Source organism: Anabaena sp. FACHB-83 (assembly GCF_014697485.1).
GTDB lineage: Bacteria > Cyanobacteriota > Cyanobacteriia > Cyanobacteriales > Nostocaceae > Nostoc_B.
Genome location: NZ_JACJRY010000010.1, coordinates 107,056 through 132,898 on the forward strand (window position 1 = coordinate 107,056; position 25,843 = coordinate 132,898).

22 protein-coding genes and 1 pseudogene are annotated in these 25,843 nt (G+C 42.7%); 9 read left to right on the forward strand and 14 right to left on the reverse strand.

Annotation, left to right across the window (positions count from 1 at the left end; all coding sequences use genetic code 11):
• Positions 1 to 17: 17 nt before the first annotated feature.
• From H6G79_RS14425 to rpsB, 6 genes are all read right to left on the reverse strand, one after another.
• On the reverse strand, positions 18 to 245 hold the full coding sequence (locus H6G79_RS14425; protein WP_190589627.1) for a DUF2949 domain-containing protein: 228 nt from the start codon (positions 243 to 245) through the stop codon (positions 18 to 20).
• A 488-nt stretch (positions 246 to 733) separates the two neighbouring features.
• Positions 734 to 1,234 carry a DUF192 domain-containing protein gene (locus H6G79_RS14430; protein ID WP_190589710.1) on the reverse strand — a complete coding sequence of 167 codons (501 nt, stop codon included), beginning with the start codon at positions 1,232 to 1,234 and terminating at the stop codon, positions 734 to 736.
• Between the two features lie 240 nt (positions 1,235 to 1,474).
• Positions 1,475 to 3,949 (reverse strand): ATP-dependent DNA helicase RecG, encoded by a 2,475-nt coding sequence (recG, locus tag H6G79_RS14435; RefSeq protein WP_190589626.1) that lies wholly within the window; start codon positions 3,947 to 3,949, stop codon positions 1,475 to 1,477.
• Positions 3,950 to 4,196: 247 nt separating this feature from the next.
• Positions 4,197 to 5,012 carry a hypothetical protein gene (locus tag H6G79_RS14440; protein ID WP_190589625.1) on the reverse strand — a complete coding sequence of 272 codons (816 nt, stop codon included), beginning with the start codon at positions 5,010 to 5,012 and terminating at the stop codon, positions 4,197 to 4,199.
• 438 nt (positions 5,013 to 5,450) lie between these two features.
• Entirely contained in the window at positions 5,451 to 6,395 is a 945-nt protein-coding gene (tsf, locus tag H6G79_RS14445; protein ID WP_190589624.1) for a translation elongation factor Ts, read from the reverse strand.
• A 156-nt stretch (positions 6,396 to 6,551) separates the two neighbouring features.
• On the reverse strand, positions 6,552 to 7,349 hold the full coding sequence (gene rpsB, locus H6G79_RS14450; RefSeq protein WP_190589623.1) for a 30S ribosomal protein S2: 798 nt from the start codon (positions 7,347 to 7,349) through the stop codon (positions 6,552 to 6,554).
• A 166-nt stretch (positions 7,350 to 7,515) separates the two neighbouring features.
• Here rpsB and H6G79_RS14455 point away from each other — a divergent pair.
• Positions 7,516 to 7,689 (forward strand): annotated as a pseudogene (locus H6G79_RS14455) (Uma2 family endonuclease); the annotation flags it as partial.
• Positions 7,690 to 7,812: 123 nt separating this feature from the next.
• Here H6G79_RS14455 and H6G79_RS14460 read toward each other — a convergent pair.
• The 3 genes from H6G79_RS14460 to H6G79_RS14470 form a co-directional block, all read right to left on the reverse strand.
• Complete coding sequence (locus H6G79_RS14460; RefSeq protein ID WP_190589622.1) at positions 7,813 to 8,694, reverse strand: hypothetical protein; 882 nt, start codon at positions 8,692 to 8,694, stop codon at positions 7,813 to 7,815.
• A gap of 68 nt (positions 8,695 to 8,762) precedes the next feature.
• Positions 8,763 to 9,356, reverse strand: a complete 594-nt coding sequence (locus tag H6G79_RS14465) for a DUF1517 domain-containing protein (protein WP_190589621.1) — start codon at positions 9,354 to 9,356, stop codon at positions 8,763 to 8,765.
• 33 nt (positions 9,357 to 9,389) lie between these two features.
• Entirely contained in the window at positions 9,390 to 10,955 is a 1,566-nt protein-coding gene (locus H6G79_RS14470) for a pentapeptide repeat-containing protein (RefSeq protein ID WP_190589620.1), read from the reverse strand.
• Positions 10,956 to 11,133: 178 nt separating this feature from the next.
• Here H6G79_RS14470 and H6G79_RS14475 point away from each other — a divergent pair, with 178 nt between their 5' ends.
• From H6G79_RS14475 to H6G79_RS14485, 3 genes are all read left to right on the forward strand, one after another.
• Positions 11,134 to 11,973 carry a prephenate/arogenate dehydrogenase gene (locus H6G79_RS14475; protein ID WP_190589619.1) on the forward strand — a complete coding sequence of 280 codons (840 nt, stop codon included), beginning with the start codon at positions 11,134 to 11,136 and terminating at the stop codon, positions 11,971 to 11,973.
• A gap of 365 nt (positions 11,974 to 12,338) precedes the next feature.
• The gene (locus H6G79_RS14480) at positions 12,339 to 13,148 is read left to right on the forward strand and encodes a TPM domain-containing protein (RefSeq protein ID WP_190589618.1); all 810 of its coding nucleotides are present in this window, start codon (positions 12,339 to 12,341) and stop codon (positions 13,146 to 13,148) included.
• Positions 13,149 to 13,304: 156 nt separating this feature from the next.
• Positions 13,305 to 13,934 carry a precorrin-8X methylmutase gene (locus tag H6G79_RS14485; protein ID WP_190589617.1) on the forward strand — a complete coding sequence of 210 codons (630 nt, stop codon included), beginning with the start codon at positions 13,305 to 13,307 and terminating at the stop codon, positions 13,932 to 13,934.
• A 49-nt stretch (positions 13,935 to 13,983) separates the two neighbouring features.
• On the opposite strand, the gene H6G79_RS14490 is transcribed toward H6G79_RS14485, so the two are convergent.
• Positions 13,984 to 14,667, reverse strand: coding sequence for a phosphate ABC transporter permease (locus H6G79_RS14490; protein WP_190589616.1), 684 nt, complete (start codon positions 14,665 to 14,667; stop codon positions 13,984 to 13,986).
• 88 nt (positions 14,668 to 14,755) lie between these two features.
• Complete coding sequence (gene dapB, locus H6G79_RS14495) at positions 14,756 to 15,592, reverse strand: 4-hydroxy-tetrahydrodipicolinate reductase (protein WP_190589615.1); 837 nt, start codon at positions 15,590 to 15,592, stop codon at positions 14,756 to 14,758.
• Between the two features lie 283 nt (positions 15,593 to 15,875).
• Between dapB and H6G79_RS14500 the strand changes: the two genes are divergently transcribed.
• Entirely contained in the window at positions 15,876 to 16,085 is a 210-nt protein-coding gene (locus H6G79_RS14500; RefSeq protein ID WP_190589614.1) for a capsule biosynthesis protein, read from the forward strand.
• A gap of 62 nt (positions 16,086 to 16,147) precedes the next feature.
• On the opposite strand, the gene H6G79_RS14505 is transcribed toward H6G79_RS14500, so the two are convergent.
• On the reverse strand, positions 16,148 to 17,794 hold the full coding sequence (locus H6G79_RS14505; protein WP_190589613.1) for a serine/threonine protein kinase: 1,647 nt from the start codon (positions 17,792 to 17,794) through the stop codon (positions 16,148 to 16,150).
• Positions 17,795 to 18,115: 321 nt separating this feature from the next.
• Positions 18,116 to 19,882 (reverse strand): arginine--tRNA ligase, encoded by a 1,767-nt coding sequence (gene argS, locus H6G79_RS14510; protein ID WP_190589612.1) that lies wholly within the window; start codon positions 19,880 to 19,882, stop codon positions 18,116 to 18,118.
• A gap of 248 nt (positions 19,883 to 20,130) precedes the next feature.
• Between argS and H6G79_RS14515 the strand changes: the two genes are divergently transcribed.
• Complete coding sequence (locus H6G79_RS14515) at positions 20,131 to 20,817, forward strand: Uma2 family endonuclease (protein ID WP_190589611.1); 687 nt, start codon at positions 20,131 to 20,133, stop codon at positions 20,815 to 20,817.
• Positions 20,818 to 20,948: 131 nt separating this feature from the next.
• Here H6G79_RS14515 and H6G79_RS14520 read toward each other — a convergent pair whose 3' ends face one another.
• Positions 20,949 to 21,155 carry a glycogen debranching protein gene (locus H6G79_RS14520; protein ID WP_190589610.1) on the reverse strand — a complete coding sequence of 69 codons (207 nt, stop codon included), beginning with the start codon at positions 21,153 to 21,155 and terminating at the stop codon, positions 20,949 to 20,951.
• A gap of 481 nt (positions 21,156 to 21,636) precedes the next feature.
• Between H6G79_RS14520 and H6G79_RS37330 the strand changes: the two genes are divergently transcribed.
• From H6G79_RS37330 to H6G79_RS14535, 3 genes are all read left to right on the forward strand, one after another.
• Entirely contained in the window at positions 21,637 to 21,858 is a 222-nt protein-coding gene (locus H6G79_RS37330) for a peptidoglycan-binding domain-containing protein (protein WP_190589609.1), read from the forward strand.
• 249 nt (positions 21,859 to 22,107) lie between these two features.
• Positions 22,108 to 24,639, forward strand: coding sequence for a hypothetical protein (locus H6G79_RS14530; protein WP_190589608.1), 2,532 nt, complete (start codon positions 22,108 to 22,110; stop codon positions 24,637 to 24,639).
• Between the two features lie 712 nt (positions 24,640 to 25,351).
• The gene (locus tag H6G79_RS14535; protein ID WP_190589607.1) at positions 25,352 to 25,813 is read left to right on the forward strand and encodes a response regulator; all 462 of its coding nucleotides are present in this window, start codon (positions 25,352 to 25,354) and stop codon (positions 25,811 to 25,813) included.
• Positions 25,814 to 25,843 lie beyond the last annotated feature (30 nt).

Genomic DNA, 25,843 nt, shown 5'->3' on the forward strand with positions numbered 1-25,843 from the left:
TGCAAGAGTTTTCATACTTAAACAGTTTCTAACCAATCGTAAATTTTTTCTAACTGTTCCATCGTAATCAACCCATACTGCCAAAGAATCATCGGTAAAGGACCTGGGTCTTGCTCCCGATGCCGTAAAGCTACTGCCAAAGATGCTGCCGAAATTGACAAATCTTCCTGTAAAAAATGAATCAGCCTTGAATATGTTGATGGTGACATTTGTAACTCACCTCCTTGTCTAGTGTGTACGCTCATAAATCAATTCACCATTCCTCTTTTGTCCGCAGCTACTATTTCAGTTGAGACTGTGCAATTACCGGATGAAGATCCGAAAATATTGCTTGATTATCCGCAAATAGAACAATTTTCCTAAAAAACTAGGAAATTCCTGGCTTTCAATCATCCGTTTGCTCAGTTTTTTAGTAGCATCTTCGGCAAGTTAAATAAGTATCATGCTGAATTTGCCTGAGTGTTCTATTTAATTACACATTGAGTAACAAACATTCCATAGCCTATGCTCCCTTATGCCAGACTGTTTACACTTACGCCAAAAGGAAGATTTTTCACTATGGAACCTTAAGATTGTTATTTTACCTCTTAAGTAGTTTTTTTTACTATTTTTGTCATCATATTAGATGCTTGAAAAATAATTTGCGAGTTCACATCTACTTAACAGTTTTTTTACAGAAAAATTATTGATGAAATGTTGCTATGGCTAATTACACCAAGGTTTTTAAGTCTTATTACCGTAAGCTACTGTGATTTAAAAACTTAATTTTGACATTATCTCCTATTTTGAGTTTCAGTTCTTTGGCTCGCCCTGCACGTAATTCTATTACAGTATCAACAGGTACATTTGGCCCGTAAGTGGCACAAGGCTCACTAGCACAAGGTGGCGCAGAAGCCTGAATATACTTGATTACGCCATTTTGTAAAAAGACCATATCCAGTGGCACAGGTACATTTTTCATCCAAAACTGCACAGGCTGTGCAGATGGAAACTTGAATAACATCCCGCGATTATCTGGCAATGCAGGTCTATTCATCAAACCTTTTGCTTGCTCTTCTGGAGTCACCGCTACTTCTAATTCAATGGTTGTCCCGTTGGGAACAACTGCTTTAGCTGAAATTGGTAGTGTTTGTCCAGTTTGCACTGCAATGGGAGTCTTGGCTGTTGTCTGCGTAGAACATCCCATGAGAAACAGACTGAGCAGAATTGGCAGTAAACTTAGCCAACGTATCATAAAATTTGCCATTTGGTTATTTAAATTTTGATTTTACAGAATTTACCCTAGAAAGCCCACTTCTTTTTGTATCTTTTTTGGTCTTATGGCAATGACAGCGTTGTTTATTTGAGTGCATGGGAAGAGTGGGAGGTGTGGGAGGTGTGGGAGGTGTGGGAGGTGTGGGAAGTGTGGGAGGATGGTGAAGAGATCGCGTAACCCAACAAAGTCTTGAGGATGTTGGGGTGTAGGGGCGTGTAGTTAAGTTAAAATAGCGCCTCCCATTAACCTGTCATACCGATATTTCAACTCTTCTTTCATCAAATACCAGCGTTCTAAGGTAACATCAATCTCGATAACTTTCTCGGCTGCTTGCCGCGCTAAGAGTAACACTTCTTCATCTTCAACCAAACTCGCTAAGGTAAAATCTGGCACACCCGATTGGCGAGTTCCCAACACTTCACCAGGGCCACGGAAACGCATATCCATTTCGGAAATGAAGAAGCCATCCTGAGATTGTTCTAAGACTTTCAACCGTTGTTGAGCATCAGGGCTTCTCGAACTACTCATCAACAAACAATAAGACTGAGCCGCACCCCGACCGACACGCCCCCGTAGTTGATGCAGTTGAGATAAACCAAATCTTTCTGCATTTTCAATGAGCATCACAGTAGCATTGGGTACGTCTACACCAACTTCTACTACTGTTGTTGATACTAAAATTTGGGTTTTGTTGTCTCGAAATTTGGTAATTGCTTCGTCTTTCTCGGCGGAACTCATGCGCCCGTGGAGTAAGCCGACTTGAAATTCAGGAAAGACGGTTTCTTGTAATTTTTGATGCTCTTCTACTGCCGATCGCAAGTCTAATTTCTCAGATTCTTCTACCAAAGGCAACACCACATAAGTTTGCCGACCTTGAGCAACTTCGCGGCGGATGAGGTCGTAAGCATGGCTACGCTGCTGGCTCGTCAATGCAGTGGTTTGAATTTTCTGCCGTCCTGGTGGTAATTCATCAATTTGGCTGACATCCAAATCTCCGTGAATTGTCAAGGCTAATGTCCGGGGAATGGGAGTCGCGGTCATTGTTAAGACATGGGGTTGTTCGCCTTTTTGTTGTAATAACGCCCGTTGCTTTACCCCAAAGCGATGTTGTTCATCAATGACTACCAAACCCAAGCGGTGAAAGTTTACCGGGTCTTGAATTAAGGCGTGAGTTCCCACTAACAAAGGTAATTGCCCTGTGGCTAACAATGAATGAATTTCCCGGCGTTTGGCAGTTTTGGTAGAACCTGTGAGCAATTCCACAGGCAAATGTAATAAATTAAACCAGCTAACTAACTTGCGATAATGCTGTTCTGCCAAAACTTCTGTCGGAGCCATCAAAGCGGCTTGGTAGCCAGATTGAATCGCCGCTAAAATTGCTACCACAGCCACGACGGTTTTCCCGGAACCAACATCGCCCTGTACTAGACGATTCATTGGTGTGGTTTTTTGCAAATCATTCAAAATATCATTCAGGACTCGTTGTTGTGCGCCAGTGAGTTGAAAGGGTAAGATTTCGTAGAATTTGCCAATTAACTGCCCTTTAGGCGCAAGTATGGCACTGGTTTGAATGGCTTTGGCTTGTTGCTGACGTTGGAGTAAGCCGAGTTGCAGGTAGAAAAACTCATCAAAAACCAGACGACGACGGGCAGCTTGTAAAGTATCGCTATCAGAGGGAAAGTGAATATTAGCGATCGCATCTTTCAATTCCATCAAATTATACTTTTCTCGCAAACCCTTGGGCAGTGGGTCTTTGAGATGGGCTGCTGCTGGTAAGGCTGCTATCACCGCCTGACGCACCATATTCGCCATCACCCCTTCAGTTAAGGCATAAATTGGCACTACCCGCCCAATAGTCAAGGACTCAATGGTGTCTCCTGGATGTGCCAAAACTTCCAGTTCTGGGTTATCCAATGTCAAGCCATATTTACTTTCTTTCACCAACCCACAAGCCGCCACCATACTACCGACTGGGTAACGGCGTTTCATACTTTCTTGCCAAGCACGACTCGTAAACCGCGCCCCTGCCGAAAAGCGACCGACTTTAATTTGTCCGGTATTATCTTTGAGTACCAGTTCTAAAATTGATAATTTTTGATTTTTCGGGCTAGTGAAACAATTGCAACGCTTCACACTAGCCACAATAGTGACTGTCTCACCCGCCTGTAACTCGCGGATATTTACTTGACGCGCATAATCAATATGGTCACGGGGATAGTAAAACAGCAAATCTCGCACCGTGTACAAATGCAAAGCCGCTAATTTATCAGCTTTCCGAATACCTATTTCTGGCAAATCGCTGAGTTTTTGGTCAATTCTGGGTGCTAGTCTGCGACTGACTTCATTCACCACAGGCGTAGAATTAGGGATTTTCGCTTTATAATTTCTTCCCTGCTTCTCTAACTCCTCTGGGTCTTCTAGTTGTTTTTGCAGCTGGTCAAGATACCTACGAGTGGTAGCAATTAAGTTTTGTCTGTCTTTGACTGCCAAATTGGGATAGTCGGCAAATTTTGTGGCTAATTCTTGCCAACGACGACGCTCCACAGCAGGCAAAGCCGACGGAAATTTCCCAAAAGTCAAACTGAGAAATTCACTAAAGCGGTATTGTCTGCCCATCAAGTCTGTAAAGCCATTTTCTGCCTCTACAGCCAAGGCTTTATGTAAGCGTATCCAATCTGGTGTGTCATTAGTCATTGGTTATTTGTCATTAGTCATTGGTCATTGGTTATTTGTCATTAGTCTAGGACTTACGCACCAAGATTGGGTGTAGGGGTGAAAGGGTATGGGGTGTAATGGTTTTGAATACTTACACCCTTACACCCTCATACCCATGTACCCTGTTCTAAAACCTTATGTTTTCGTTTTTTTGCGTAAGTCCTATAGTCATTGGTCATTAATATTTATACAAATTGACAAATGACGAAGAACACATGACAAATAACTAATCCTCATACCAACTTGAGCGCCAAGCTGCTTCGGCTTCAGCAATTGAACGTTCCCGTTGCTTCTTTTGATATTCTCGGCCGAGTTTTTGGAGTTGTACTAATATATTCCGAATTTGTTTGCGGCTAGATGCTAGGGTTGCGTCGGCAAATTCAATTTCTCCCAGTCGCAGATTAATTGTCATAATCTGTGTCAAACTCGATTCTTCCTCGTCTTGCTCGTTGTCAATTTCAATGACCAAGTTGAGGAGATTTGGCGGCCCTGGCATCACTTCGGCGGCTGCTTCTGAGGCGGCGGCGGCGGCTTCTAAAATTGGTTCTGGGACTTTTTTGGGCAGAATATCAGCTTGTTGCAACAACACATTTGTATCATGAGAAACTTTTTTGAGCGCCTGTTGTGTTAATTCTTCCAAGTGATTTTGCCATTTGGCTATTTCTACAGGGTTAGAAGAATCAGGAGGATTGAGTTTTGGGTTCTCCGTCACCGCCTCTTCTTCTGTCTCGTTTCCCTCATTTTCCTCTTCTGTAACTATTTCACCATTCATATAGGTGATTAATTCTTCAGATAGCTGTTTTCCGAGTTGGCGGATGGCTTGTTGCAATTTTTGACGTTGATTCAACGACAACTTTAAAAAGTTTTCGGGATACCCCTGAGTACACAGATGGTAACTTGCCAGAATCAACTGCTTCCGCACAGCTTCACCTAAGAGGGTGAGATAAACAGTATAAGCACTTTGGAGTTCTGCTGCGATCGCACGTATCGCTTCTTCCAGCATCGCCAAATCCCGTTCAATTCGCTCAATTGCTCTCGCCATATCTTTTTTTAATTGCCCATCATCCAATTTTAGATTTGAGATTTGAGATTTTGCGAAAAGTTGCGTGGGCGGGTTCCCCGACTCGAAGCACACTTTTCAAGACGGATTGAGAATTGCTGTATGTAAGCAGGTCGGTGGAATTAAAGATAACTAGTGAGGGCTGTCATTTGTGATTTGTCGTTGGTCATTTGTAAGTGTTTCCAGGCTATTTACGCTTCGTAATATAGTTTGGTTTATTTCCACCGACTTACTTATCTAGCTTCTATCAATCATTTTCTAAATTGGTATTACGATTATTATGGTACAAATGTACGCAATTATCTTCTAATAATAAAATACAGGTCAGCTTAGTGTAAAACTGACCTGTCTTAAAAAAGTTATTGGTCATTTGTTCATAACTAATGACCAATGACCAATAACTAATGACTAAAAACCAAATTACTTCGCCCCGATTTGAGCTGCAACTTCATCAGCAAAGTTAGTTTCTTGTTTTTCAATACCTTCGCCGAGGATGTAGCGCACAAAGCGGCTAACTGTTACTTCTGCACCGACTTTAGCCTTGACTTGCTTGACCAATTCTTCAACAGAAATACTTTGGTCGCGGATATAAGGCTGATCGAGCAAAGCTATTTCTTTAAGACGTTTTTCAATTCGTCCTTGAACAATCTTTTCTCGGATGCTCTCTGGTTTGTTTGCCAAATCATCCTTGCCCATTTCGATGTCCTTTTCTTTTTGGACAACTTCGGCTGGGATTTGGTCTACGCTGACATACTCAACGTTGGGACAAGCTGCAACTTGCATAGCAACGTTCCGTGCCAACCCTTTGAATTCTTCGTTACCCGCAGCCGACTCAGAGGCAGATTCTAGCTCAACTAATACACCAACACGACCGCCAGTGTGAATATAGCTATCTACTACTCCGGTTTTACCGCCTGCTACTGTAAAGTTGACAAAACGACGTACTTGGATATTTTCACCGAGTGTAGCAATGGTTTGCTTGATGAATTCATCTACAGTTACGCTCTTATCTCCAATGTAAGGTTGAGCCAGTAAAGACTCAACACTTTCAGCAGTGGCTGCTTGCTGTGCTAGGCTCTTAACCAAAGATTTAAAAGCTTCATTGCGAGCCACGAAATCTGTTTGGCAGTTAACTTCTATTAGTACACCTACTTTGCCATCAGCTTGAATGTAGGTGTCTACTAGACCTTCAGCTGCAATGCGATCGCTTTTTGTGCCCGCAGAAGTGATACCTTTTTTACGTAGCCAATCTATCGCTTGTTCGATGTCGCCGTCATTTTCTTTTAGCGCCTTCTTGCAGTCCATCATGCCGGCACCAGTTTTTTGGCGTAGCTCTTGGACGAGTTTTGCAGATATGTCCGCCATGTTGCCTCAATTCCTAACTTGACCTAGAGTTTTTATCGCTTACGGGCGTTGAGTATTTCTATCTTACTCAGAAAGTGAAGACACTCTGAAGTCTGAAGTGAGAAGTATGAAGTATGAAAAATAAAATTTCATACTTCATACTTTATCCTTCATACTTTATTCTTCTTCGTCTTCGTCGTCAGGAATTAACGAGTCTGAGTAATCACTTTCGTCGTAATCGTAATCTTCCTCAGCGCCTTCGTAATCGTCGTATTCTTCTTCTACATCCAGTTGGCCATGACGACCTTCATAAATTGCATCTGCCAACTTGCCAACTATCAGCTTAATGGATCTAATAGCATCATCATTTGCTGGGATAGGAATATCAACTACATCTGGGTCGCAGTTGGTATCCAACATAGACACAATGGGAATTGACAGTTTTTGACATTCTTGAACTGCGTTATATTCCCGGCGTTGGTCTACAATGATCACCACATCAGGGACTTTCCGCATGGTTTTAATCCCACCCAGGTATTTTTGTAGCTTCGCCATTTCCCGACGCAGCATCGAAGCTTCTTTTTTCGGCAACAAATCTAAAGCACCGTTTTCTTCCCGGCGTTCTAAATCTTTCAGCCTTTCTACCCGTGTTTTAATAGTTGACCAGTTGGTGAGCATTCCACCCAACCAACGCTGGTTAATATAGTGAGCGCCACAACGAGATGCTTCTTGAGCAATAATTCCTGCTGCTTGACGCTTCGTACCAACAAACAAGAATTTCTTACCTTGCTCCGCTTGGGTTCTCATATAGTTGTACGCGTTATCCATCAACTGGGCTGTTTGCACCAAGTCGATGATATGTACACCATTGCGGGCAGTGTAAATGTACGGGGACATTTTTGGGTTCCAGCGACGGGTTTGATGCCCAAAGTGAACCCCTGACTCCATCATTTGAGCCAATGAAACGACTGGCATATATTCTTAACTCCTATTCGGGTTAAACCTCCACCCAGGTGTATTTTCCCAAAAGAAAACACCCGAACTCCTGGATGTGCGGAATTTAGACAACTCTACTAGGGTAACACAAATCATTCATGTCGGTTAACCTCTCCTTCCCAATGTTCCACAGCAACACCAGCCGTTGGGTGGACGTAATTTTATTGGTAATCCCAAACAACCGACAATCTCTGTTTGTAATTTAGTTGATGGAGAATATCAGATTAGTAAGTTTAGAGATAGCGATGCCATTATCTCCCAAACTTTTCCTGAATTACATCTGACTCCAAATCAAATTTTTCAATCTGGGTTGGTATAAATTTTGAATTTGTAATTCAACTGAAAAAATCAGCTAAAAAATGCGTAGATTGGATTTTACTCAGTACCCTACAAAAAGCCAGCAAAAATCCAACCTACACAAATTTAAAATTAATTCAATTAATTAACGTCGTCTACTACCAAAACCACCGCTACGGCTGGGAGTCCGACTCCGGCCACCACTACCAAAACTACTACCGGAATTACGTCTAGTAGTACTCGATTTGCCTGATGGTTGCAGTTCACTAGCGCCATAACCAGAACCACTAGGACGATTTGTAGTTCTTGTTGGGGTTGTGCTGCGGACGTTAGAACCACTGGGATAGGTGTTTCTAATATTGCCTGTAGTACGGAAAGCTGTACGATTTCTTACTGCTGCGGGTGGTGCATTATAGCGGCTGCGGTAACTGCTAACTGCTTGGTCGTAGCTAGAACCATAACCACCAAAACCATTTAATCCGCCTGGTTGATAAACAGGGGGTACATAATATTGGGGTCTAAATAACAGACTACCAATTGCTTGACCTGCTATACTCCCAGCCAGAGAACCAGCAAAGGGCGACCAAAAACTGTTTTCTTGTCGAACGACAACCGTTTCTTGTCTTCCTGTTTGGGGGTTAGTTTGGGTTTGAGTTACGTTGTGGACGTACTCAATTTTGAAGTCTTCTGTCAGGTATAAAGCTGGCTGGCCTTTTTCTACTTTCAGGTAAGATTTTTTACCTGCTTTAATTTCGTCATCAGTCAGCCTGGCCATTTGCAAGTTTTCGGTTGTAAAGGTGGGAGGTGTGCTGTTTAGTAAAAACAGTGTATATTCTCCCGTTCCATCGTCATAGGTAGCCTGTTGTACTTGATACTGACCATCAGTTAATTTGGTGGCAGTAGAAGTTTGGCTAACATTCCGGCCTGTAGGAGTAGTTTGCTCTCCACCGCCACAGGCAACAGTTGTTATACACAAACTCAAGGCTAAAACAACAACTGTAAATTTACGTAATATGGTCATGATCATTGCAGTATTGTCTTATCTCCGAGCTTAACAACTTCTTAAAATGGTTGGTGTGCGGACAACCCAACAACTTACAAAGGTATCAATTCTGGGTAATATTGCAACAATTCATCGTTGCTCAGTTCATCGCCTAGCTGTGCTGGCGAAAAATGTACTTGAATGGCTCTGAATTTGTTTTTGTAGTGCAGATTAATCAGGGCTTTTAACCCTTCTTTGAGTGCGCGAATATTCGATAGGTCGGTTTCTAACTCTGGTACTTCACCTTCCAAAGCGACGGTAATCATCACCACAACATTGCGGGTAACTGGAATAGATAAAGGTTCATCAAACCCAGAAGGAGAATCCCAATCAATATCAGCACCGTACCTTTCGGCCGAGTCAGTAAATAACTCGTTGACATAATCACCTGCTTCGCCTTCACTCCAAAATACGTCGCCTTCGTTGGCAGCAGACATCCAATCTTGATCGTAGCGCAGAAGGGTTTCGCTCAGTTCGACTAATGATTCTCCTAAAACCTGCATATCGCCTTCAGAATCGATCGCATCTCTCGCTCCACGATTTAATACACCTAAAATTGGCGCAACATCTGACCCACCCAAGTGAATAAATAACCGAGAGACTACATAGCGAGTCCGACCAACCATTTTGTTAAAGGTATCACGCATTTGCTACCTCCAAAAATTCGTTTGAGTTTTTCTTTATTCATTGATATAGTGAAAGCTTTTGAGAAAATCTACAACTATATTTAACGAAAGTGATGCAATTGTGGCAGTATCAGAGGATTTATCTGCTAAAAATGCGGCATCGAGTTGCGAGGTATGAATAAATTTTTTCCCAAAGTAGGGGTTATCATATACTGTCAGGGTTTGGGCGCTGGTATTAGTTAAGATTGTTTGCGTAGGCGCTCGAAAGAAATTTAATTTTGCTGCTAGTTCCAGATTTTTTTTCATTTGCCGAATGGTTTGCGCCTGACTAATAGCTTCTTCGATGAGTGTGGTCAGTGTCTTCACCTGATGGGAGATTTTGATGTCTAAGTCAGGTACATCTTTTTTATTCAGAATCTCTACCACTTGATAAATGCTTTTGTGGGTATTAGTCGCATCTCTAAAGGGGAGAATTGCCAAACAGGCTGTAGGTAATAAAGCTTCATCGCTGTCTACTCGAAATGTGAATACAGTCCGGCGACGGCCAATTTCCATGCTGGGGGGTTGTTTGATGATGCGATATTCTTGAGCAATGTGGAAATAAGCACCCGCAAGGGCAAAGTTCGCTTCTGGTTCTAAGGCTGCATCGACGATAATTCTAATGGTTGGGGGGGTTTCGTTAAAAAATTCCCGTGGGTCGTCGGCTTCAAATTTTTGGATGATCGAGCGATCGCCTTTTGGACTAAGATCAACCCATTCACAAATCATTCCTTCTGTTTTTAACCCAAACCGAGACGCAGAATGCAGTTTTGCCCCAGTTAAGGTTGCGCCTGTTAAATCAGCACCAACCCATTCGGCTTTAATTAATGTCGCCTCTGTTAAGTTGGCATGGACAAAACTTGTATTGGTTAAATTAGCATTGCTCAAGTTTGCCCCCATCAAGGTCGCACCACTCAATTTTGCACCGCTTAAATCAGCCCAACTGAGGTTTGCGCCACTCAAATCAGCCCAACGCAGGTTTGCGCCACTTAAATCAGCCCCACTGAGGTTAGCATGGGTGAGATTTGCCTGTTTCAATTCTGCATCACGTAAGTTAGCACCACTGAGGTCGCTACGGTGTAAGTCGGCGGCGTTTAAGTTCGCCATCTCTAAGTTCGCACCAGCTAAGGTACAACCTTTTAAGATTGTTTCATGCAAGTTAGCGCGGCGAAGATTGGCTTTACGTAGGGTGGCTTCACGTAAGTCAGCATTACTGAGATTAGCTTCAAATAAGTCAGCGCGACTCAGGTCTGCCCGAATTAACTCCGCACGTACTAAAGAAGCACCACGCAATTGAGCGCGGCTGAGGTCAGAACGAATCAAGTTTGCCACATTCAAACTAGCGTGATTCATGATTGTACCCACGAAATTCACGCCACTCAGTCGGGCGACATTCAACTTAGCATGGCTCAAATTAGCCTCGCTGAGATTTGCCCCACTGAGATTAACGACACTCAAATTAGCATGACTCAGGTTGATACCATTGAGTTTGACACCACTCAGGTTCGCTTCGCCAAGTTCGACTCCGCTAAAATCTGTAACCCCTGCTGCGTATTGTTCGAGTAATTCCTCTACAGTCATTGATGCTACCCATACAAAGTTAAGGGAATAGGGAGTGGGGAGTGGGGAGTAGGAAATGGGGCAGGGAGTAGGGAGCAGAGGGGAGAAAATTTTCCCCTTGTCCCCTGCTCCTTGTCTCCCTTGCTTCTTCTCAATCCTTAGCCCCTAAAATGTACATAAAAATAAACTGTCTAAATTTATGAATATTGGTATTTTGGGTTTGGGATTGATAGGCGGTTCTTTGGGTTATGATTTGCGATCGCAAGGTCATCATCTCTTGGGGGTCAGTCGCCGGGAATCTACCTGTCAAACAGCTGTAGCCCTTGGCAGTGTGGATGAGGCATCTGTGGAAATGAGTTTGTTAGCAGCCGCAGACGTAATTTTTATTTGTACGCCTATCGCCCTTATTGTTCCCCAAGTTGAGCAGTTAATTACACATCTTTCTCCCGCTACGATTATTACTGATGTGGGTTCGGTGAAGGCACCTATAGTCGAGGCAATTTCACCGATGTGGGAACGGTTTGTGGGCGGTCATCCAATGGCGGGAACGGCTGATAGTGGCATAGAGGCGGCGCAAAAAAATTTATTTGTCGATAGACCTTACGTACTCACACCAGATACCCATACACCCCAAGATGCGATCGCTATTTTAGAGGAGATTGTGCGATCGCTGGGCGCAAAAATTTACCACTGTCAACCAGCCCAACATGACCGCGCCGTTAGTTGGATTTCCCATTTACCTGTGATGCTAAGTGCCGCTTTAATTACTGCTTGTATGGGTGAAACTGACCCCGCAGTTTTACAATTAGCGCAAAATTTAGCTAGTTCTGGGTTCCGAGATACCAGCCGAGTCGGTGGTGGCAACCCTGAGTTGGGAGTGATGATGGCAAAATATAATCGCCAAGCCTTGTTGAGTTCATTGCAACAATATCGCCACAACATTAATGAAGTTATTAACTTGATTGAACAAGAAGATTGGAACACCTTAGAAGCCAAGTTGCAGTCAACCCAACAAGCAAGACCTTTGTTTACAGAGTAAGTAGGAATTGAAATTTTCGCATTCCAAAATACTGAAGCAAAAAATAGCGATCGCTATCATGGTCTATGAATAGAAGGACTAAATTAAACCTAACTGAAGATTATCGGGTTTCGACACCTCGGCAAGCTCAGTGCATCGCTTCGCTCAACCCTCGTCTAGTCGAGTATTTTTCTTTTTCCCCCCGCCCCCTGCACCCTGCACTTCTGCCTCATTTCCTACTCCCCACTCCCCACCCCTGAATTCCCACTTTTCCTCGACCCTAATATTAGAGTAAAGTAAACAAGTGTAAAGAAGTATCACTTTTCTCTCCTACTTTTTAAAACAACTTGTTCACTTTTAGTGTTGATATTTGTATAAGAGAATCCATGCAGTCTTGTTTTTGGCGACGAATTTTAGTATCTATTGGCATATTTTTGGTGGCTGGGTCAATTTGGTTAACAAATCCTTCCGCAGCACTGGCTTATGACAATCCTGATTTATTACCTAACTTCCAAACTCCGGTTATTGACTTAGCGAAAACTCTGACTGATATTCAGGAAGACAAGCTAGTTTCAGATATCAAGCAATTTGAAACCGATACTGGCTGGAAACTGCGCGTATTAACTCAGTACGATCGCACCCCTGGTCGAGCAGTGATCAATTATTGGGGTTTAGATGATAAAAGTATCCTGCTAGTTGCAGATTCTCGTGGCGGTAACATTCTCAGCTTTAGTGTGGGCGATGACGTTTATGAGCTTTTACCCCGGACATTTTGGATAGAATTACAAACTCGTTTTGGTAACTTGTACTTTGTGCGAGAACAAGGCGAAGACCAAGCAATTTTACAAGCCCTCAACTCAGTTAAAGGCTGCTTACTCAAAGGCGGTTGTAACGTTGTACCTGGACTACCCAGAGAACAGTGGATTCTCACCCTAGTTACCTCAGTCATTGGTGGGATAATTTGTGGATTTGCTGCCCAACCCCGCAATGACAAACAAATTGTTGCTTGGCAATGGGCGTTAATTTTCTCGCCATTATGGGGAATTTTGTTTATCGCCTTCGGTATTGGGCCAGTAGTAACGCGCACTAGTGATTGGCTACCCCTAGTGCGAAATATTTCTGGCTTTTTTATTGGTGCTTTAGTGGCTTACCTATCCCCTGTGTTCAGCCGTCCTTCTTCGAGTGCGGAGTTGTGATTGTTGGTAGTTATCACAAAGGGTGTAAGGGTTTAGAACACCTACACCCTTACACCAGCCTGAAATGATAACCTAGTGTGGAAGTCCTGTTGATTTTGACTCAGCATTCACTCTTAGCTGATAAGCTGAAAGCTGGTATATCGGCGCTGAATAGTGATGGAATGGCACGTAACTGATGCTCAAAGTTTAGCAATCATCGACAGTGAAATTGGCGATCATGTCTTTTCACCCGCAGAGTATGAAATTGTGAGGCGGGTGATATACGCCACTGCTGACTTTGAATATAAATCTTTAATTCGGTTTTCGGAACATGCTTTACAAGCTGGTGCAGCAGCATTAGCAGCACGCACCACAATCGTAGTAGATGTCCCAATGGTACAAGTAGGTATTGCTTCCGACATCCAAAGCACGTTTGCTAACCCAGTCTATTGCAGCATGGAAACTGTCACACGTCCGCAAAAGGAAAAAACACTGGCAGCATGGGGAATTGAAACTCTCGCCAAACGTTATCCAGAGGGCATTTTTGTAGTTGGTCAGGCACAGACAGCACTAACAGCACTAATAGATTTAATTGAAGCGGAAGAAATTCGCCCAGCTTTAATTATTGCGACTCCAGTCGGATTTATTGATGTAGATACTGATAAAAGCCGCCTGCAAGATTCTCTAGTTCCCTATATTACTATTGAAAGTCGTAAAGGAAATGCCGTTGTTGCTGCTGCTGTTGTTGATGGATTGGTAGATTTAGCTTGGCAAGCTTACGGACAGAATGCGAGTCGGGGAAGTTAGGAGAAGGCAGGAGGCAGAAGGAGAAATATTAAATTTCATACTTCATACTTCACTCTGTTTTCCGCCGCCTTCGCCGTGGTCTATCTTGTTGGTCTTCGCGGATGCGGCGGCTGGCTTCTGAAAAGAAGTCTCGGCGGAGATAGGGATAATCGTTAACCCAGATGTCGCGGCTGGGAATGTAAACATCGCTGAAATCTTCAATGGTGCCTAAATCGGCACGGTTCGACATAACAATCATTTCCGCTATTTGACCACGGGCGATCGCTTTATGATAAGGCCGCAGAGGTGCATCTAACTCAACGCTAAACCCTGTATCGTCACCTACCTCTAGATTTATTCGTTTCTCCCGGTTTTCAACAATTACCAATTCGCCTTTGCTGTTAACAGTTTCTTGTTTACCCATCAATCTATCTGTAATCCACCAATCTAATATGCGTCCCCGGAAAAAGCCACTGTACTTATAACGACGACATTTGGCATTCCGAATACTGGCTTGGAACACTGGGTACCACAGCCAAAACATCGCCCCAATAACCCCCAAGAAAAATAGGAGGGGGCCAAAATCCAGCCCAAACAGGGCTTTCACTAGTAAAACCACAACTACAGAAACTACCGAAACTAATAGTCGCTGTAAAAAATTAGAAAATTTCCCCCAGTAGTACTTGTACTGCTGACCAGTAGCAATGAGGGGGATAATTTGTTCAAATTTCTGGCGAGTCAGTGGAACAAGCATGGGTGCTGGGTGTTGAGTGCTAGTGTTTAACAAGGAGTCAGAATTCAGGAGTCAGAATATTCTGGATTCTGCATTCTGAATTCTTCTTTTAAAGTATCTTTTCTAAACCATACACTAACGACTTTAACTGTGAGACTTTGCGAATTGCCAGTAACACTCCAGGCATATAGCAGGCGCGATCGCTTGTATCATGGCGTAAGGTATAAATTTGACCAGCAGCACCAAAAATTACTTCTTGATGGGCAATTAATCCTGGCAAGCGTACGCTATGAATTCTAATTCCTTCATCGGCTAGGCTGCCTCTGGCTCCCGGTATTTTCTCGGTTTCATGGACAATTGCTGGGTTAAAAGTTTTACCGAGTTCTGCTAGTAACTGAGCAGTTTGAATTGCTGTACCACTGGGTGCATCAGCTTTTTGGTTGTGATGCAATTCGATAATTTCTACATGGTCAAAATATTGTGATGCGGTGACGGCGGCTTGTTGGAGTAACACCATCCCAATGGAGAAATTAGGAATAATCAAGCAGCCAGTACTGGCTTTTTCGGCGAAGTCGGCTAAATTTTGAATTTGTTCGGGACTTAAGCCTGTAGTTCCGACAACCGGACGAATGCCATAGGCGATCGCACTCCGTACATTGTCATAAACTGAATCAGGGTGGGTAAAGTCTACTATGACTCCTGGTGGTAGCTGTCGCTCACCCGCCACGTACCCTAACATCGGTTCTAATTGGTCAGTAATTGGTACTTCTAAAGGTTCACTTAAACCAGCAAGTTCCCCAGCATCTTTACCTTGAAGTTCGGGGTTACGGTCAATTGCACCCATCAGAGTTAAATCAGGTGCTTGGGCGACTGCTTTGACTACCTCACGACCCATTTTGCCAGCAGCACCGTTAATAATCACCGGAATCGGAGTTTGATTTGTCATAAGTCAATGGTCAATGGTCAATTATTCATTGTCCATAGTAAACTACTTACGCTCCAAGATTGTCTGTGGAGATTGGGTGAAGGGGTTTGAGGGCTTCGCCGTGAGCTTCAGCCGAACGGTGAAGGGGTAAAAGGGAAGGGTCTTGAACACCTCTATGCGGAAGTCAAAAATCAGAGAATTTTTGACTTTGAACTTTTTACTTTTGACTTGATTTTGCCCTTACATCCTTGCCAAGTTCCGGTTTTGTTGCAGTAAACTAATACCATCTTTTGAGGAGTGCATTATGGCCAACCAAAAATTGATGCAATTACTTTCTTTTGGTTTTATTAGTTTTTGCTTTTGTTTTGGCTTGGGAATTGGTGTTTTCATTCGTTTTGGACAGTTGCAACCATCTAACGCTGCGACTACATCTGAACCCCCCCAGATATTACCCTTTGTTATCCCTGCCCCTACACCGTCACCAGATGATAGCGTTTTTACCTTAAACCCTTAAGTAGAGTGATGAGTTGAAAGTGCTGAGTGCTGAGTCAAAATCCTTGTGTTCACAACTGGTACTTAGTTACTAGTGTTACTTTCTGTTGTTGACTTTTCATCTTTTGGGGATGGGCTGTCAGGAGCAGAATTTTGCTTATTTTCTACAGTTGGGACAACTACAGCCGAAGAATCTGGGCTTTTTGATTCTGTGGTAGGTGGTGGTACTGGTATCACCACAGGATTCGATCGCTTGCTTGATGGATTGGGTGTAGTTTGATTGGTGGTGGCAGGTGGGGTATTATTTGGCGATCGCTTGGTTGCACTTTCCCGATTAACTTCTCGATTAGAACGATAGGCTCTCAGTTTATCTACTAATGATGGTGTCGGTAAGGTATTCGGTGTAACAGATGCTTGTTCGGGATTTTGCTGAGACGAAGTTTCGGAGTTGGTGGCGGCAGTATTTTCTGAGGTTGGGTTGCTGTTGGTTGTGGCTTGTGGTGTAGGTGCTGGGCGGTTTTGTCGGCGGCGTTTGGAAATATACGCTGATTCGGTTGCAGTGGTTGTTTGGGTATTTTTGTTAGTGTTATTTGCTTCCGCCGTTGACTGTGAACCCTCGGTATTAGAATTATTGTCTCTTGATTGTGTGACTGGGTTAGTAAACAGGGGTGTGGCGGATGAATTTGGCTTGTTATGGGAAGACAATAAATTAGTGATGCCAAAACCCGCACTCGCGGCAAATAAAGCCACACCTACACCAACTAAGGCTTTAGACCCTGCGAGTGTTTTAGTCAAGGCTGCCATCGGGTTTTTTGTCCGATATTCCTTGTGTTTCTTGCCAAAAACTCCTCGTCCTGGCTGCATTGATAAATCAACGGTGGCGACTGTATTAGTGGCAACGCTTTGGGTAATATTCTTGCTCTCACTACCCGGTAGTAGTTGTAACCATTCAGCCACGGTTGAGGGACGGAAGCGAGAATCAACCGCCATACCGCGCATCACAGCTTGATTGACGGCGGCACTCAGATGGGGTTGTAATTCTTTGGGAGATGCCATTTTTTCGCGATCGCGCAATAATGCTGGCATGGGAACCTGTGCTGTTAACAAAGCATACAAGGTTGCTGCCAAACCATAAACATCTGTAGCCGGGGTGCGCGGCGCTTGTGTCAAGTATTGTTCAATGGGTGCGTAGCCTTCGGAAACTATGCCGGTGTGAGTTTGTTTGACACCACTATTAAATTCTCGTGAAATCCCAAAATCAATTAATATTACTTCTTGAGTGCCTTGGCGGAGAATAATATTATCTGGTTTGATATCGCGGTGGAGCAAACCATTATTGTGGACTACTTGTAGGGCTGCACCAATTTGGCGGATGTAGTGAATAGCTGTGGCTTCCGGTAAGGGTATCCCTGGTAGGACAAAAGCATTGCCCAAAGTTTCCCCAGGAATGTATTCCATCACCATGTAGGGTAGACCATCTTCAATAAAAAAGTCACTTACCCGCACAATATTGGGATGGATACAAGTAGCTAGTCTTCTAGCTTCATCTTGGAATTGGCGCTCGAACTTGGCAAAATCTGGATGTTGCCGCAAGCGTTCGTTAATAGTTTTCACCACTACATCTTGACCTAAGTAGTGATGTGTAGCTTTAAAGGTAATACCAAAGCCACCATGTCCGATTTCTTGGGTGAGGGTATATTTTCCACCCTGCAAAATTTTGCCTGCTAACATAGATGTTCTGCGTTTTGAGTCCTAAATCCTGAATGAGCAGATATATGCCACCCGAAATTGAACAGCCTCCACCTCATTGCCACCGCTTAATCTTTTTCATGATACAGTAGGCTCACACATTGCATCTTGAAAATTAGGTGAAGGTGAAGAAGAAGGCGGCGGTTCGGCTACGCGGTAATCGAGCGAAGTCGAGATTCACCAACCAGAGGCAGAAGGTGAAAATTTTACTCCCGCGTACATTTACGCTTTGAAAACGTCATTTTTCTGCCAAAGATTAACAAGGTTTATTTCCTACTCCCCACTTCCTACTCCCTTTGTAACCTACATTCTCTCTAATACTTGAATTCCCAACAGCGATAATCCAAGTTTTAAAGTTCTGGCGGTTAAATCGCACAATACTAAACGGGATGTGCGCTGTGGTTCTTCTGCGTCTAATACCCTAACTCCATGATTGCGATCGTAGAACACATTAAACTTTTTACTCAATTCGTATAGATATTCACATAAACGATTTGGTAACAAGTCTTGTTCCACAGTACTAATCACTTCGCCCAATTGCAGTAAATACTTGGCAAGAGCAAATTCAGTTTCATGCTCTAATACAAGTTGTGCTTGATCACCTAATTCTTCAAAGTTAATTCCACCCTTGCGGCTAATACCTTGAATTCGAGCGTAGGCGTAAAGCATATAAGGGGCTGTATTGCCTTTGAGATCCAGCATTTTGTCATAGCTGAAGATGTAGTTACTGGTGCGGTTTTGGCTCAAGTCAGCATACTTAACGGCGCTAATACCAATAATTTGGGCAACATTGGCAATAAATTCTGTTGTTTCTGTACGCTCATCTGCTTGTAATCTCTTTTCTAAGTCAGCACGAGCGCGGATAATTGCTTCATCGAGCAAATCTCGTAACCGGACAGTATCTCCAGAACGGGTTTTGAATTTTTTGCCATCTTCCCCTAACACCAAACCAAAGGGAACATGCACTAGTTCCACATCATCAGGAATCCAACCAGCTTTGCGTGCAACTTGGAAAAATTGAGCAAAGTGATTACTTTGTCCCGCATCGGTTACATAAATGATGCGTTTGGCTGCATCTTGTTGAATGCGGTAGCGCAATGCAGCTAAATCTGTGGTGGCGTAGTTATAACCACCATCGGATTTCTGCACAATTAATGGTAACGGTTCACCTTCTCTGTTGGTATAGCCTTCTAAAAAAACAACTTTTGCGCCTTGATCTTCTACAAGTAAGCCAGAGTCGGCTAAATCTTCCACAATTTTGGGTAATAAGGGGTTGTAAAAAGATTCGCCGCGTTCATTGATATGGATATCCAGCAAGTCATAAATAACCTGAAATTCTTTGCGGGATTGTTCACACAGCAGTTTCCACGCATGAATTGTATCTTCTGCGCCTGCTTGTAATCTCACGACTTCTTGGCGTGCTGCTTCTTGGAAGGTTTCATCAGCATCAAAACGCTGTTTTGCTTGGCGGTAAAAGCTGACTAAATCGCCGATATCTAAGGCGTTGGCGGTGGTTAACGCTTGGGGGTAAACTTCTCGCAGGTAAGTGATGAGCATTCCGAATTGTGTACCCCAATCACCCACATGATTTAACCGCAAAACATCATGTCCGCGAAATTCCAAAATCCGGGCGATAGAATCACCAATAATGGTGGAACGCAAATGTCCGACGTGCATTTCTTTGGCAATGTTCGGACTGGAAAAATCAACAATTTCTCGCTGTGGCGTTTTCGCTGGGGGAACACCTAACCGGGAGTCGGCGTGAATTGCTTTGAGTTGTGCTTCTAGGTAAGCGGTTTTAAGTCTGAGGTTAATAAAACCGGGGCCAGCAATTTCTGGTGATTCGCAGATTTGGGCAACATCTAACTTGTCAACTATAGCAGCAGCGATCGCTCTTGGTTGCTGTCCTAATTTTTTACTCAGGGATAAAGCCACATTCGCTTGATAATCACCAAATTTCGGATTACCCGCAGGTACTAAAATCGGATCTACTGTGGCGTATTCATCACCAAAAGCAGCAACCATCGCCTGCTCAAATTTAACTTTTAATTGTTCTTGTGTAGCATTCATATATAAATGTTATCTGTGACAGGCAAAACGCGACTGCTGAGACCTGGATTTCTCTCTTGTGAGAAATACAGGGGTGTGGGAAGGGTGGGAGGATAGTGAAGAAATCTTTCCCCCCACACTCCCCACACTCCCCTCTCTCCCCACACCCGCTACCCATACGTGAGAAATTCGGGTGAAAGTGAGGTATTCTCAAAGGCTTGATTATTTTAACCTTAAAATATAATCACCTAATTTAACTGAGGATTTTCATGGTACAGTACAACCCCCTCAGCTGCCTTCCGTCCTCGGCAGAATTACCCGACTCTGATGATACGCCAGTGGATAACGAACTACAAAACCTGATTCCCAATTTACTAGAAGCTATTTTAGCTTTAGTCTGGAGTCAACGCACCGATTGGTTTTTCGGCGTTGATATGGGGATTTATTATGCACCCGAAACTCCGCAATTAGTACCTGATGGGTTTCTCAGCATAGGTGTAGAACGTTTTATTGGTGAAGAGGGACGTTTAAGCTATGTTCTCTGGGAAGAAGATGGTATTGTTCCTATTTTTGCCTTAGAAGTTGTTTCACAAACCTACGGCGGCGAATACGAAAAGAAAAAAATCGACTACGCGAAGTTAGGCATTTTATATTATGCAATTTACGTCCCCAACCGGAGATATCGGCGTAAACGAGAACCTTTAGAAGTTTATCGTTTAGAAAATAGTGAATACATCTTACAACCAGGTTCACGGGTGTGGATACCAGAAATTAATTTAGCACTTGGTAGAGAACGCGGTACTTATCTGGGAAGGACGCGCGAGTGGTTGTATTGGTATGACGAAGTTGGACAGAGATTACCTACACCAGAGGAGTTAGTGCAGCAAGAAAAGGAACGTGCTGAGAGACTAGCACAAAGGTTGCGGGAGTTGGGCATTAATCCAGATGAGATTTAAAGATGGTTCAGGGATGTAGGGGTATAAGTGTATAAATGAGCAAAACCCTTACCCCCTGTCTCAACAAGCAGACTTTCTGCGTCAGCCGTGATTCTCACTAGCCTCTAGCTCCTAACCTCTAACCTCTCGCCTCAATTGAGCTTTAAAGCATTAACTGGTACTTCATCCCAAGAATCAACTATCCGTAATCTAGCTATCCAACCATCTGTTTTTTGTTGCTCTGTCAAATTTTTTTCAAACGACTCATGACAATCTTTGGCTTGAGACTCATTACAACAAGCAATGCAGGCATATATCATACCCGATGGATCAATTTGCTCATTTACCCAAATAGTCATGGTGTATCCTCTCGAAAGCTATAAATTAACAAGGCATTTGGTCATTTTAGAATACTAGCAAAGCTAAAAACCCATTCATTGTGGGGCTGATGCCAAAAATTTATCCATCTTAAGTTTTTTAACCGAGTTTTTTCTATTCTGATCGCTAAGTTAGTTTTGTGTAAGTTGAAAAACCAGCCACTAGCTTAATAAATTGCAATATGTTACGCCATACATTTCTTGCGTAGTTTAACTGATGACATTCGCTGATTGGCGAACAAAAATATACTTAATTTCTCAAAAATGAAATTCCCAATTAATTCACAATTTCAAATTTATATCGAGTTAGCTTGATAGGATTTGGTGGTGAAATTTGGAATTTGTCATCAGTCAAAGTTTGTGATTAATCAAGTATTTTACTATCTCTGTAACAGGGATGTAAATAACATCATTAGTCATAAATACTTGTCAAAAAAAGCGCATTTTAAGCATAGGAGAGAAAATGTCTTATCCAGGTTATTTTTTGCAACAAGGCTGTGAGACAGGCGATGTATATATGGTGCAGCAAACTTTACAAGCATTGGGCTATTCTATCTCTGCTGATGGTATATTTGGCCCGATGACAGAAAATGCTGTCCGACACTTTCAAATGTCTAATGGTCTGGTGGCTGATGGTGTTGTCGGCCCTAACACTTGGTATGCGTTAATGAACCAAGGCTGCTAAATAACTAGGATTTTTAACGAATAACTTGAGAGGTGATGTACCTTTATTCTGATTTTGGCAGCACAATAAAAAATAAAAGGTAAAGCATTTACTGTGGCAAATATAGATATTAGTGTCATCGTTGCGGTGGCACTAATATTTGTGATGTTTTGAAGACGGATGCTTGTGATGAAGTAGAAGAAATGCAGAGTATATAAAAACATAAAAATCGCTCATACAAATATAGCTTAGTCAAGGAATATCCAAATAATGGTTCATACAAATGGACAACCTTCAGTATCAGCAAAATCGCAATTAGATATAGCACTTGATGTTTATGAGGAAGCTTTAATTGCATTAGAAGAAGCGCCTTTACAAGCAACATTTGACCAAAAAGTGACTGTATTAGTAGCGCGTGATGGGGTAGAGAAGAAGAGGCAAATTGATCAAAACCCCACTGGTAGTAGTTACGCGAGGTTATTAAGTTTAGATGAGCGCCTGAAAGCACAAGCCAAAGTGCTGAGTGAAGATGATGAATTAGCACAATGGAAAGATAGCTTAAATGCACCGCCGAATATGTGGTGGTGGCATTTAAAATATCCGTTAGCGATGTCACCAATCCAAGTGGCAAAACGCTATCAACAAGCTATCTCTGCATTGTCAGCCGCGCTTCCCCATCCGACTCAAGAACAAATTTTAGAAGTATTACTAGCACGGGACGCAATTGAAACTTCCCGTGATAATCAACCTTTACCAGAGCATATCGCTAAAATTGTCATTGATTTGGATGAAAGTTTGCGATCGCTCGCCGATGTAATTACTAAAGATGGTAAATTAGAGTACTGGAAAATCAGCTTAAGTAAAACTACACCTAATACTTGGTGGTGGGAACTCAGCGATACAGAACCACTACCAGCACAAGCTATCCAACGTTACGCAGCAGCTTTAGAGGAGATGGAATCTCCACCAACAGCGACTTCGGAAGAACTCTTAGAAGTACTACTAGCGCGGGACGCAGTGGAAAAAGCTTGGAATAAGCAACAACAACCACCACGTCATTTAACCGAAAAAATCATTGAATTAGACAAGCGGTTAAAAGCGCAATCTTGGTCTTTTGCTAACGATGATATTGTTGATGAATGGAAAAACAACCTGAAACCACCGGAAATGAGTTGGTGGTGGTCTTTTACCCGTTCTGTTCCGTTACCGAATGAAGCGATCGCACGTTACGAAAAAACAGTTGAAATCGTTGCAACTAGTAAACCACCTTCTTCTGATCAACTTTTAGAAACACTCTTGGCGCGTGATGGAGTAGAAGAAGCTTTAGAACAAGCCTATCGCAATAAACCCGTCCCCGAAAAACTAGCCAGACAACTCATTGCTTTAGACAACAAATTAAAACAATATCGTCTTGATTTCAACAAAGATAACCAAATCAAACAATGGAAAGATAGCTTAAAACGCCAAAATCGCTGGTGGTGGGAACTCAAACCTGCGATCGTTGGTTCGGAAGAAGAACCAGGGACACGCCGTGACTGGTTACTCAATACTTTGGCTGTGCTTTGTCTAGGTATTGGTGCAGCGTTTACAGCTTATAGTAGCCAAGTATTTTTCCAGAAGGTTGAAGGACAAGAAACTCAACAAGCCGACTTATCACAAAACATGGCGGCGGTATTGCAAGTCATTGGTTTAGGTGCAGGTGGCGCAGCAGCTTTGACTAGTGGTGGTCGAAAAACCCTCGAAAAACTCTTTACTAACTTACAGTTACCCCCCACCAAACAAGCACCTACAGCCTTAGCGATCGCGGCGGGAATGACGGCTATTACAGGTTCTGTCGCTGCATCATTACCCGCCTGGGGAAAAGTTTATATTGCTCAAGGACAAGGATATTTACATAATACTAATTGGCTGAAAGCTCAAGATAGTTTTCTCCAAGCAAAAAAATTCATTAGTAGTGATGAAGACAAAGCAAAAGTAGAAATTGGTTTAGGAGATTCTGCGGAACATTTAGGAGATTTAGTCAAAGCGAAAGAATATTACAAAAAAGCGGCGGCTCTGGACAATATTGAAGGTATGACTCGCTATGCGCGGCTCAGTATGGTAGATTTCTTTCTCAAAAATCCACCTGATTCTAGAATTCAACCTTCAATCACTGATGAAAACTTCAGACAAGCTCATCTTTTTAACCAGCGTGCTTTGCTGAAAATCTTCAAATTGTTAGCTAAAAATGAGCAAACTCCCGAAAAACTCAACAAAGAGTTATTGAATTTGACGCAATTAGCTCGCACAAATGATGCACTGATCGCCGCAGTTAGAGATTTACACGTATCTCCCAAAGAGAATGCAGCTTCGGATGAAGAATATCGTCAGCGTTATTGGACTGAAGCTGTAGCGGGTCTTTACAAGTCTAATTTGGATGAGTTGAACTATCTGAAAATTTCTGACAAGGACGCTCTAAAGATTCGAGCTTTGTGTTTTGCACACATCACAACCGAGCAGATGAGATATACAGAAAACATTCAGAATGTTCCCGAAGCACTCACAAGTCTTGTACCGGAGATGATGACTAAATCTCCCGATGCTCCTAATTGTTACGATGATAAAGCTCTGAGCGTCTATGATTTTTCGTTGATTGAAGCTTTGGCAAAAATATATAAAATGCCGAAATTCAAAGTTGCTGTGACAAATAATAATCCGCCACCGCAAACAAATCCTGCGCCAACCCCAGAAGCCGTGCCGAACCCGGAAGCAGAAGCTTATAATCAAAATCCGCCAACGCCTGAGACTCAGCCGCAATATTAAGTTTAGGGGTATCACAGGGTGTAAGGGTGTAAGGGTGTTCAAAACCTTTGCACCCTTTAAACTTTATGGGACGAAGTGGAGTGAGTAATGAGTAGTGAGTAGTGATACCCATTTGAAATAAGAATGCGACAGATATAAATCAGGAAAGTCTTACTTGAGCTAGATTTCTTAATTGCGTTAGCGAGCCTGCGAATTGCGAATTGGTATGAGTAGTGAGTATAGGACTTACGTAAGAAATCTCTCAAAATCTCATAACTTTTTTCCTACTCTGCGGGTAGCCGAAGAACGCGTCTACGTTTTTTCATAATTTTGCGTAAGTCCTGATAAGTAATGAGTATTTCTACTAACTCATTATTCATTACTCCTAACTCCTTACTCATTTATACCTATAAGTTTGTATTTTTAATTGTGATAGCGATCGCCTCACCATAGACCATAGCCTAAATTAAATTTTTTTATATCAAATTATGATAAGCTCTTGCCAAAAAATTATGTAATTTTGCGTATAATCAAAAAGTGTCTGCTCAACCTATAAAAGTCTGTCAATTTGAGACATTGAATTTAAGATTGTAGATAGACTGTACTCATAACTCAACTGGCAAAAAATAATCTGAACGCAATTCTCAAGTCCCTCCATCCTATCCCTTGTGGGATGGCTCGTCTGCAAAATCACCAGAGACGATAAATCCCCATTGATTTTTCTGGAGAAAAGATGTATCTAGCACATTCATTCATCAGTGATAGCAAGCAGCAGCACTCTCAGCAGCCTTTAATTTTGGCAGTGGAAGATAATGATGATAATCTGTTGCTGATTAGTTATGCTCTTGAGTCACTTGGCTGTCAATTTATCTGTCAATCAGACAGTTCCTCAACATTGTTGGTGGCTAAAGAGTATCAGCCAGACTTGATCATGTTAGATATTTTGTTACCTAGTTTCAGTGGCATTGAAGTTGTACGTTATCTCAAGGAAAATCCCCTAACTCATAAAATTCCCGTACTCGCAGTAACGGCTTTAGCCACCAGAGAAGACAAAGAACGCATTCTCAAGGCGGGATTTGATGACTACATTAGCAAGCCATTTTTGATTGAAGATTTAGAAAGTGTGGTTCGCCGTCTTTTGAAGGGAAAATTAGAGCCTTGTTCCAATGATGAGCGGCTAGAGGCTAGGGAGTAGGAAAACAAGGCTGAAGTCTGAATCATAACT

Excerpts from the sequence above, each read along its gene's own strand:
- H6G79_RS14425 (WP_190589627.1), bottom strand. The coding sequence starts at position 245 with ATGAGCGTACACACTAGACAAGGAGGTGAGTTACAAATGTCACCATCA.
- H6G79_RS14430 (WP_190589710.1), bottom strand. The coding sequence starts at position 1,234 with ATGATACGTTGGCTAAGTTTACTGCCAATTCTGCTCAGTCTGTTTCTC.
- recG (WP_190589626.1), bottom strand. The coding sequence starts at position 3,949 with ATGACTAATGACACACCAGATTGGATACGCTTACATAAAGCCTTGGCT.
- H6G79_RS14440 (WP_190589625.1), bottom strand. The coding sequence starts at position 5,012 with ATGGCGAGAGCAATTGAGCGAATTGAACGGGATTTGGCGATGCTGGAA.
- tsf (WP_190589624.1), bottom strand. The coding sequence starts at position 6,395 with ATGGCGGACATATCTGCAAAACTCGTCCAAGAGCTACGCCAAAAAACT.
- rpsB (WP_190589623.1), bottom strand. The coding sequence starts at position 7,349 with ATGCCAGTCGTTTCATTGGCTCAAATGATGGAGTCAGGGGTTCACTTT.
- H6G79_RS14460 (WP_190589622.1), bottom strand. The coding sequence starts at position 8,694 with ATGATCATGACCATATTACGTAAATTTACAGTTGTTGTTTTAGCCTTG.
- H6G79_RS14465 (WP_190589621.1), bottom strand. The coding sequence starts at position 9,356 with ATGCGTGATACCTTTAACAAAATGGTTGGTCGGACTCGCTATGTAGTC.
- H6G79_RS14470 (WP_190589620.1), bottom strand. The coding sequence starts at position 10,955 with ATGACTGTAGAGGAATTACTCGAACAATACGCAGCAGGGGTTACAGAT.
- H6G79_RS14475 (WP_190589619.1), top strand. The coding sequence starts at position 11,134 with ATGAATATTGGTATTTTGGGTTTGGGATTGATAGGCGGTTCTTTGGGT.
- H6G79_RS14480 (WP_190589618.1), top strand. The coding sequence starts at position 12,339 with ATGCAGTCTTGTTTTTGGCGACGAATTTTAGTATCTATTGGCATATTT.
- H6G79_RS14485 (WP_190589617.1), top strand. The coding sequence starts at position 13,305 with ATGGAATGGCACGTAACTGATGCTCAAAGTTTAGCAATCATCGACAGT.
- H6G79_RS14490 (WP_190589616.1), bottom strand. The coding sequence starts at position 14,667 with ATGCTTGTTCCACTGACTCGCCAGAAATTTGAACAAATTATCCCCCTC.
- dapB (WP_190589615.1), bottom strand. The coding sequence starts at position 15,592 with ATGACAAATCAAACTCCGATTCCGGTGATTATTAACGGTGCTGCTGGC.
- H6G79_RS14500 (WP_190589614.1), top strand. The coding sequence starts at position 15,876 with ATGGCCAACCAAAAATTGATGCAATTACTTTCTTTTGGTTTTATTAGT.
- H6G79_RS14505 (WP_190589613.1), bottom strand. The coding sequence starts at position 17,794 with ATGTTAGCAGGCAAAATTTTGCAGGGTGGAAAATATACCCTCACCCAA.
- argS (WP_190589612.1), bottom strand. The coding sequence starts at position 19,882 with ATGAATGCTACACAAGAACAATTAAAAGTTAAATTTGAGCAGGCGATG.
- H6G79_RS14515 (WP_190589611.1), top strand. The coding sequence starts at position 20,131 with ATGGTACAGTACAACCCCCTCAGCTGCCTTCCGTCCTCGGCAGAATTA.
- H6G79_RS14520 (WP_190589610.1), bottom strand. The coding sequence starts at position 21,155 with ATGACTATTTGGGTAAATGAGCAAATTGATCCATCGGGTATGATATAT.
- H6G79_RS37330 (WP_190589609.1), top strand. The coding sequence starts at position 21,637 with ATGTCTTATCCAGGTTATTTTTTGCAACAAGGCTGTGAGACAGGCGAT.
- H6G79_RS14530 (WP_190589608.1), top strand. The coding sequence starts at position 22,108 with ATGGTTCATACAAATGGACAACCTTCAGTATCAGCAAAATCGCAATTA.
- H6G79_RS14535 (WP_190589607.1), top strand. The coding sequence starts at position 25,352 with ATGTATCTAGCACATTCATTCATCAGTGATAGCAAGCAGCAGCACTCT.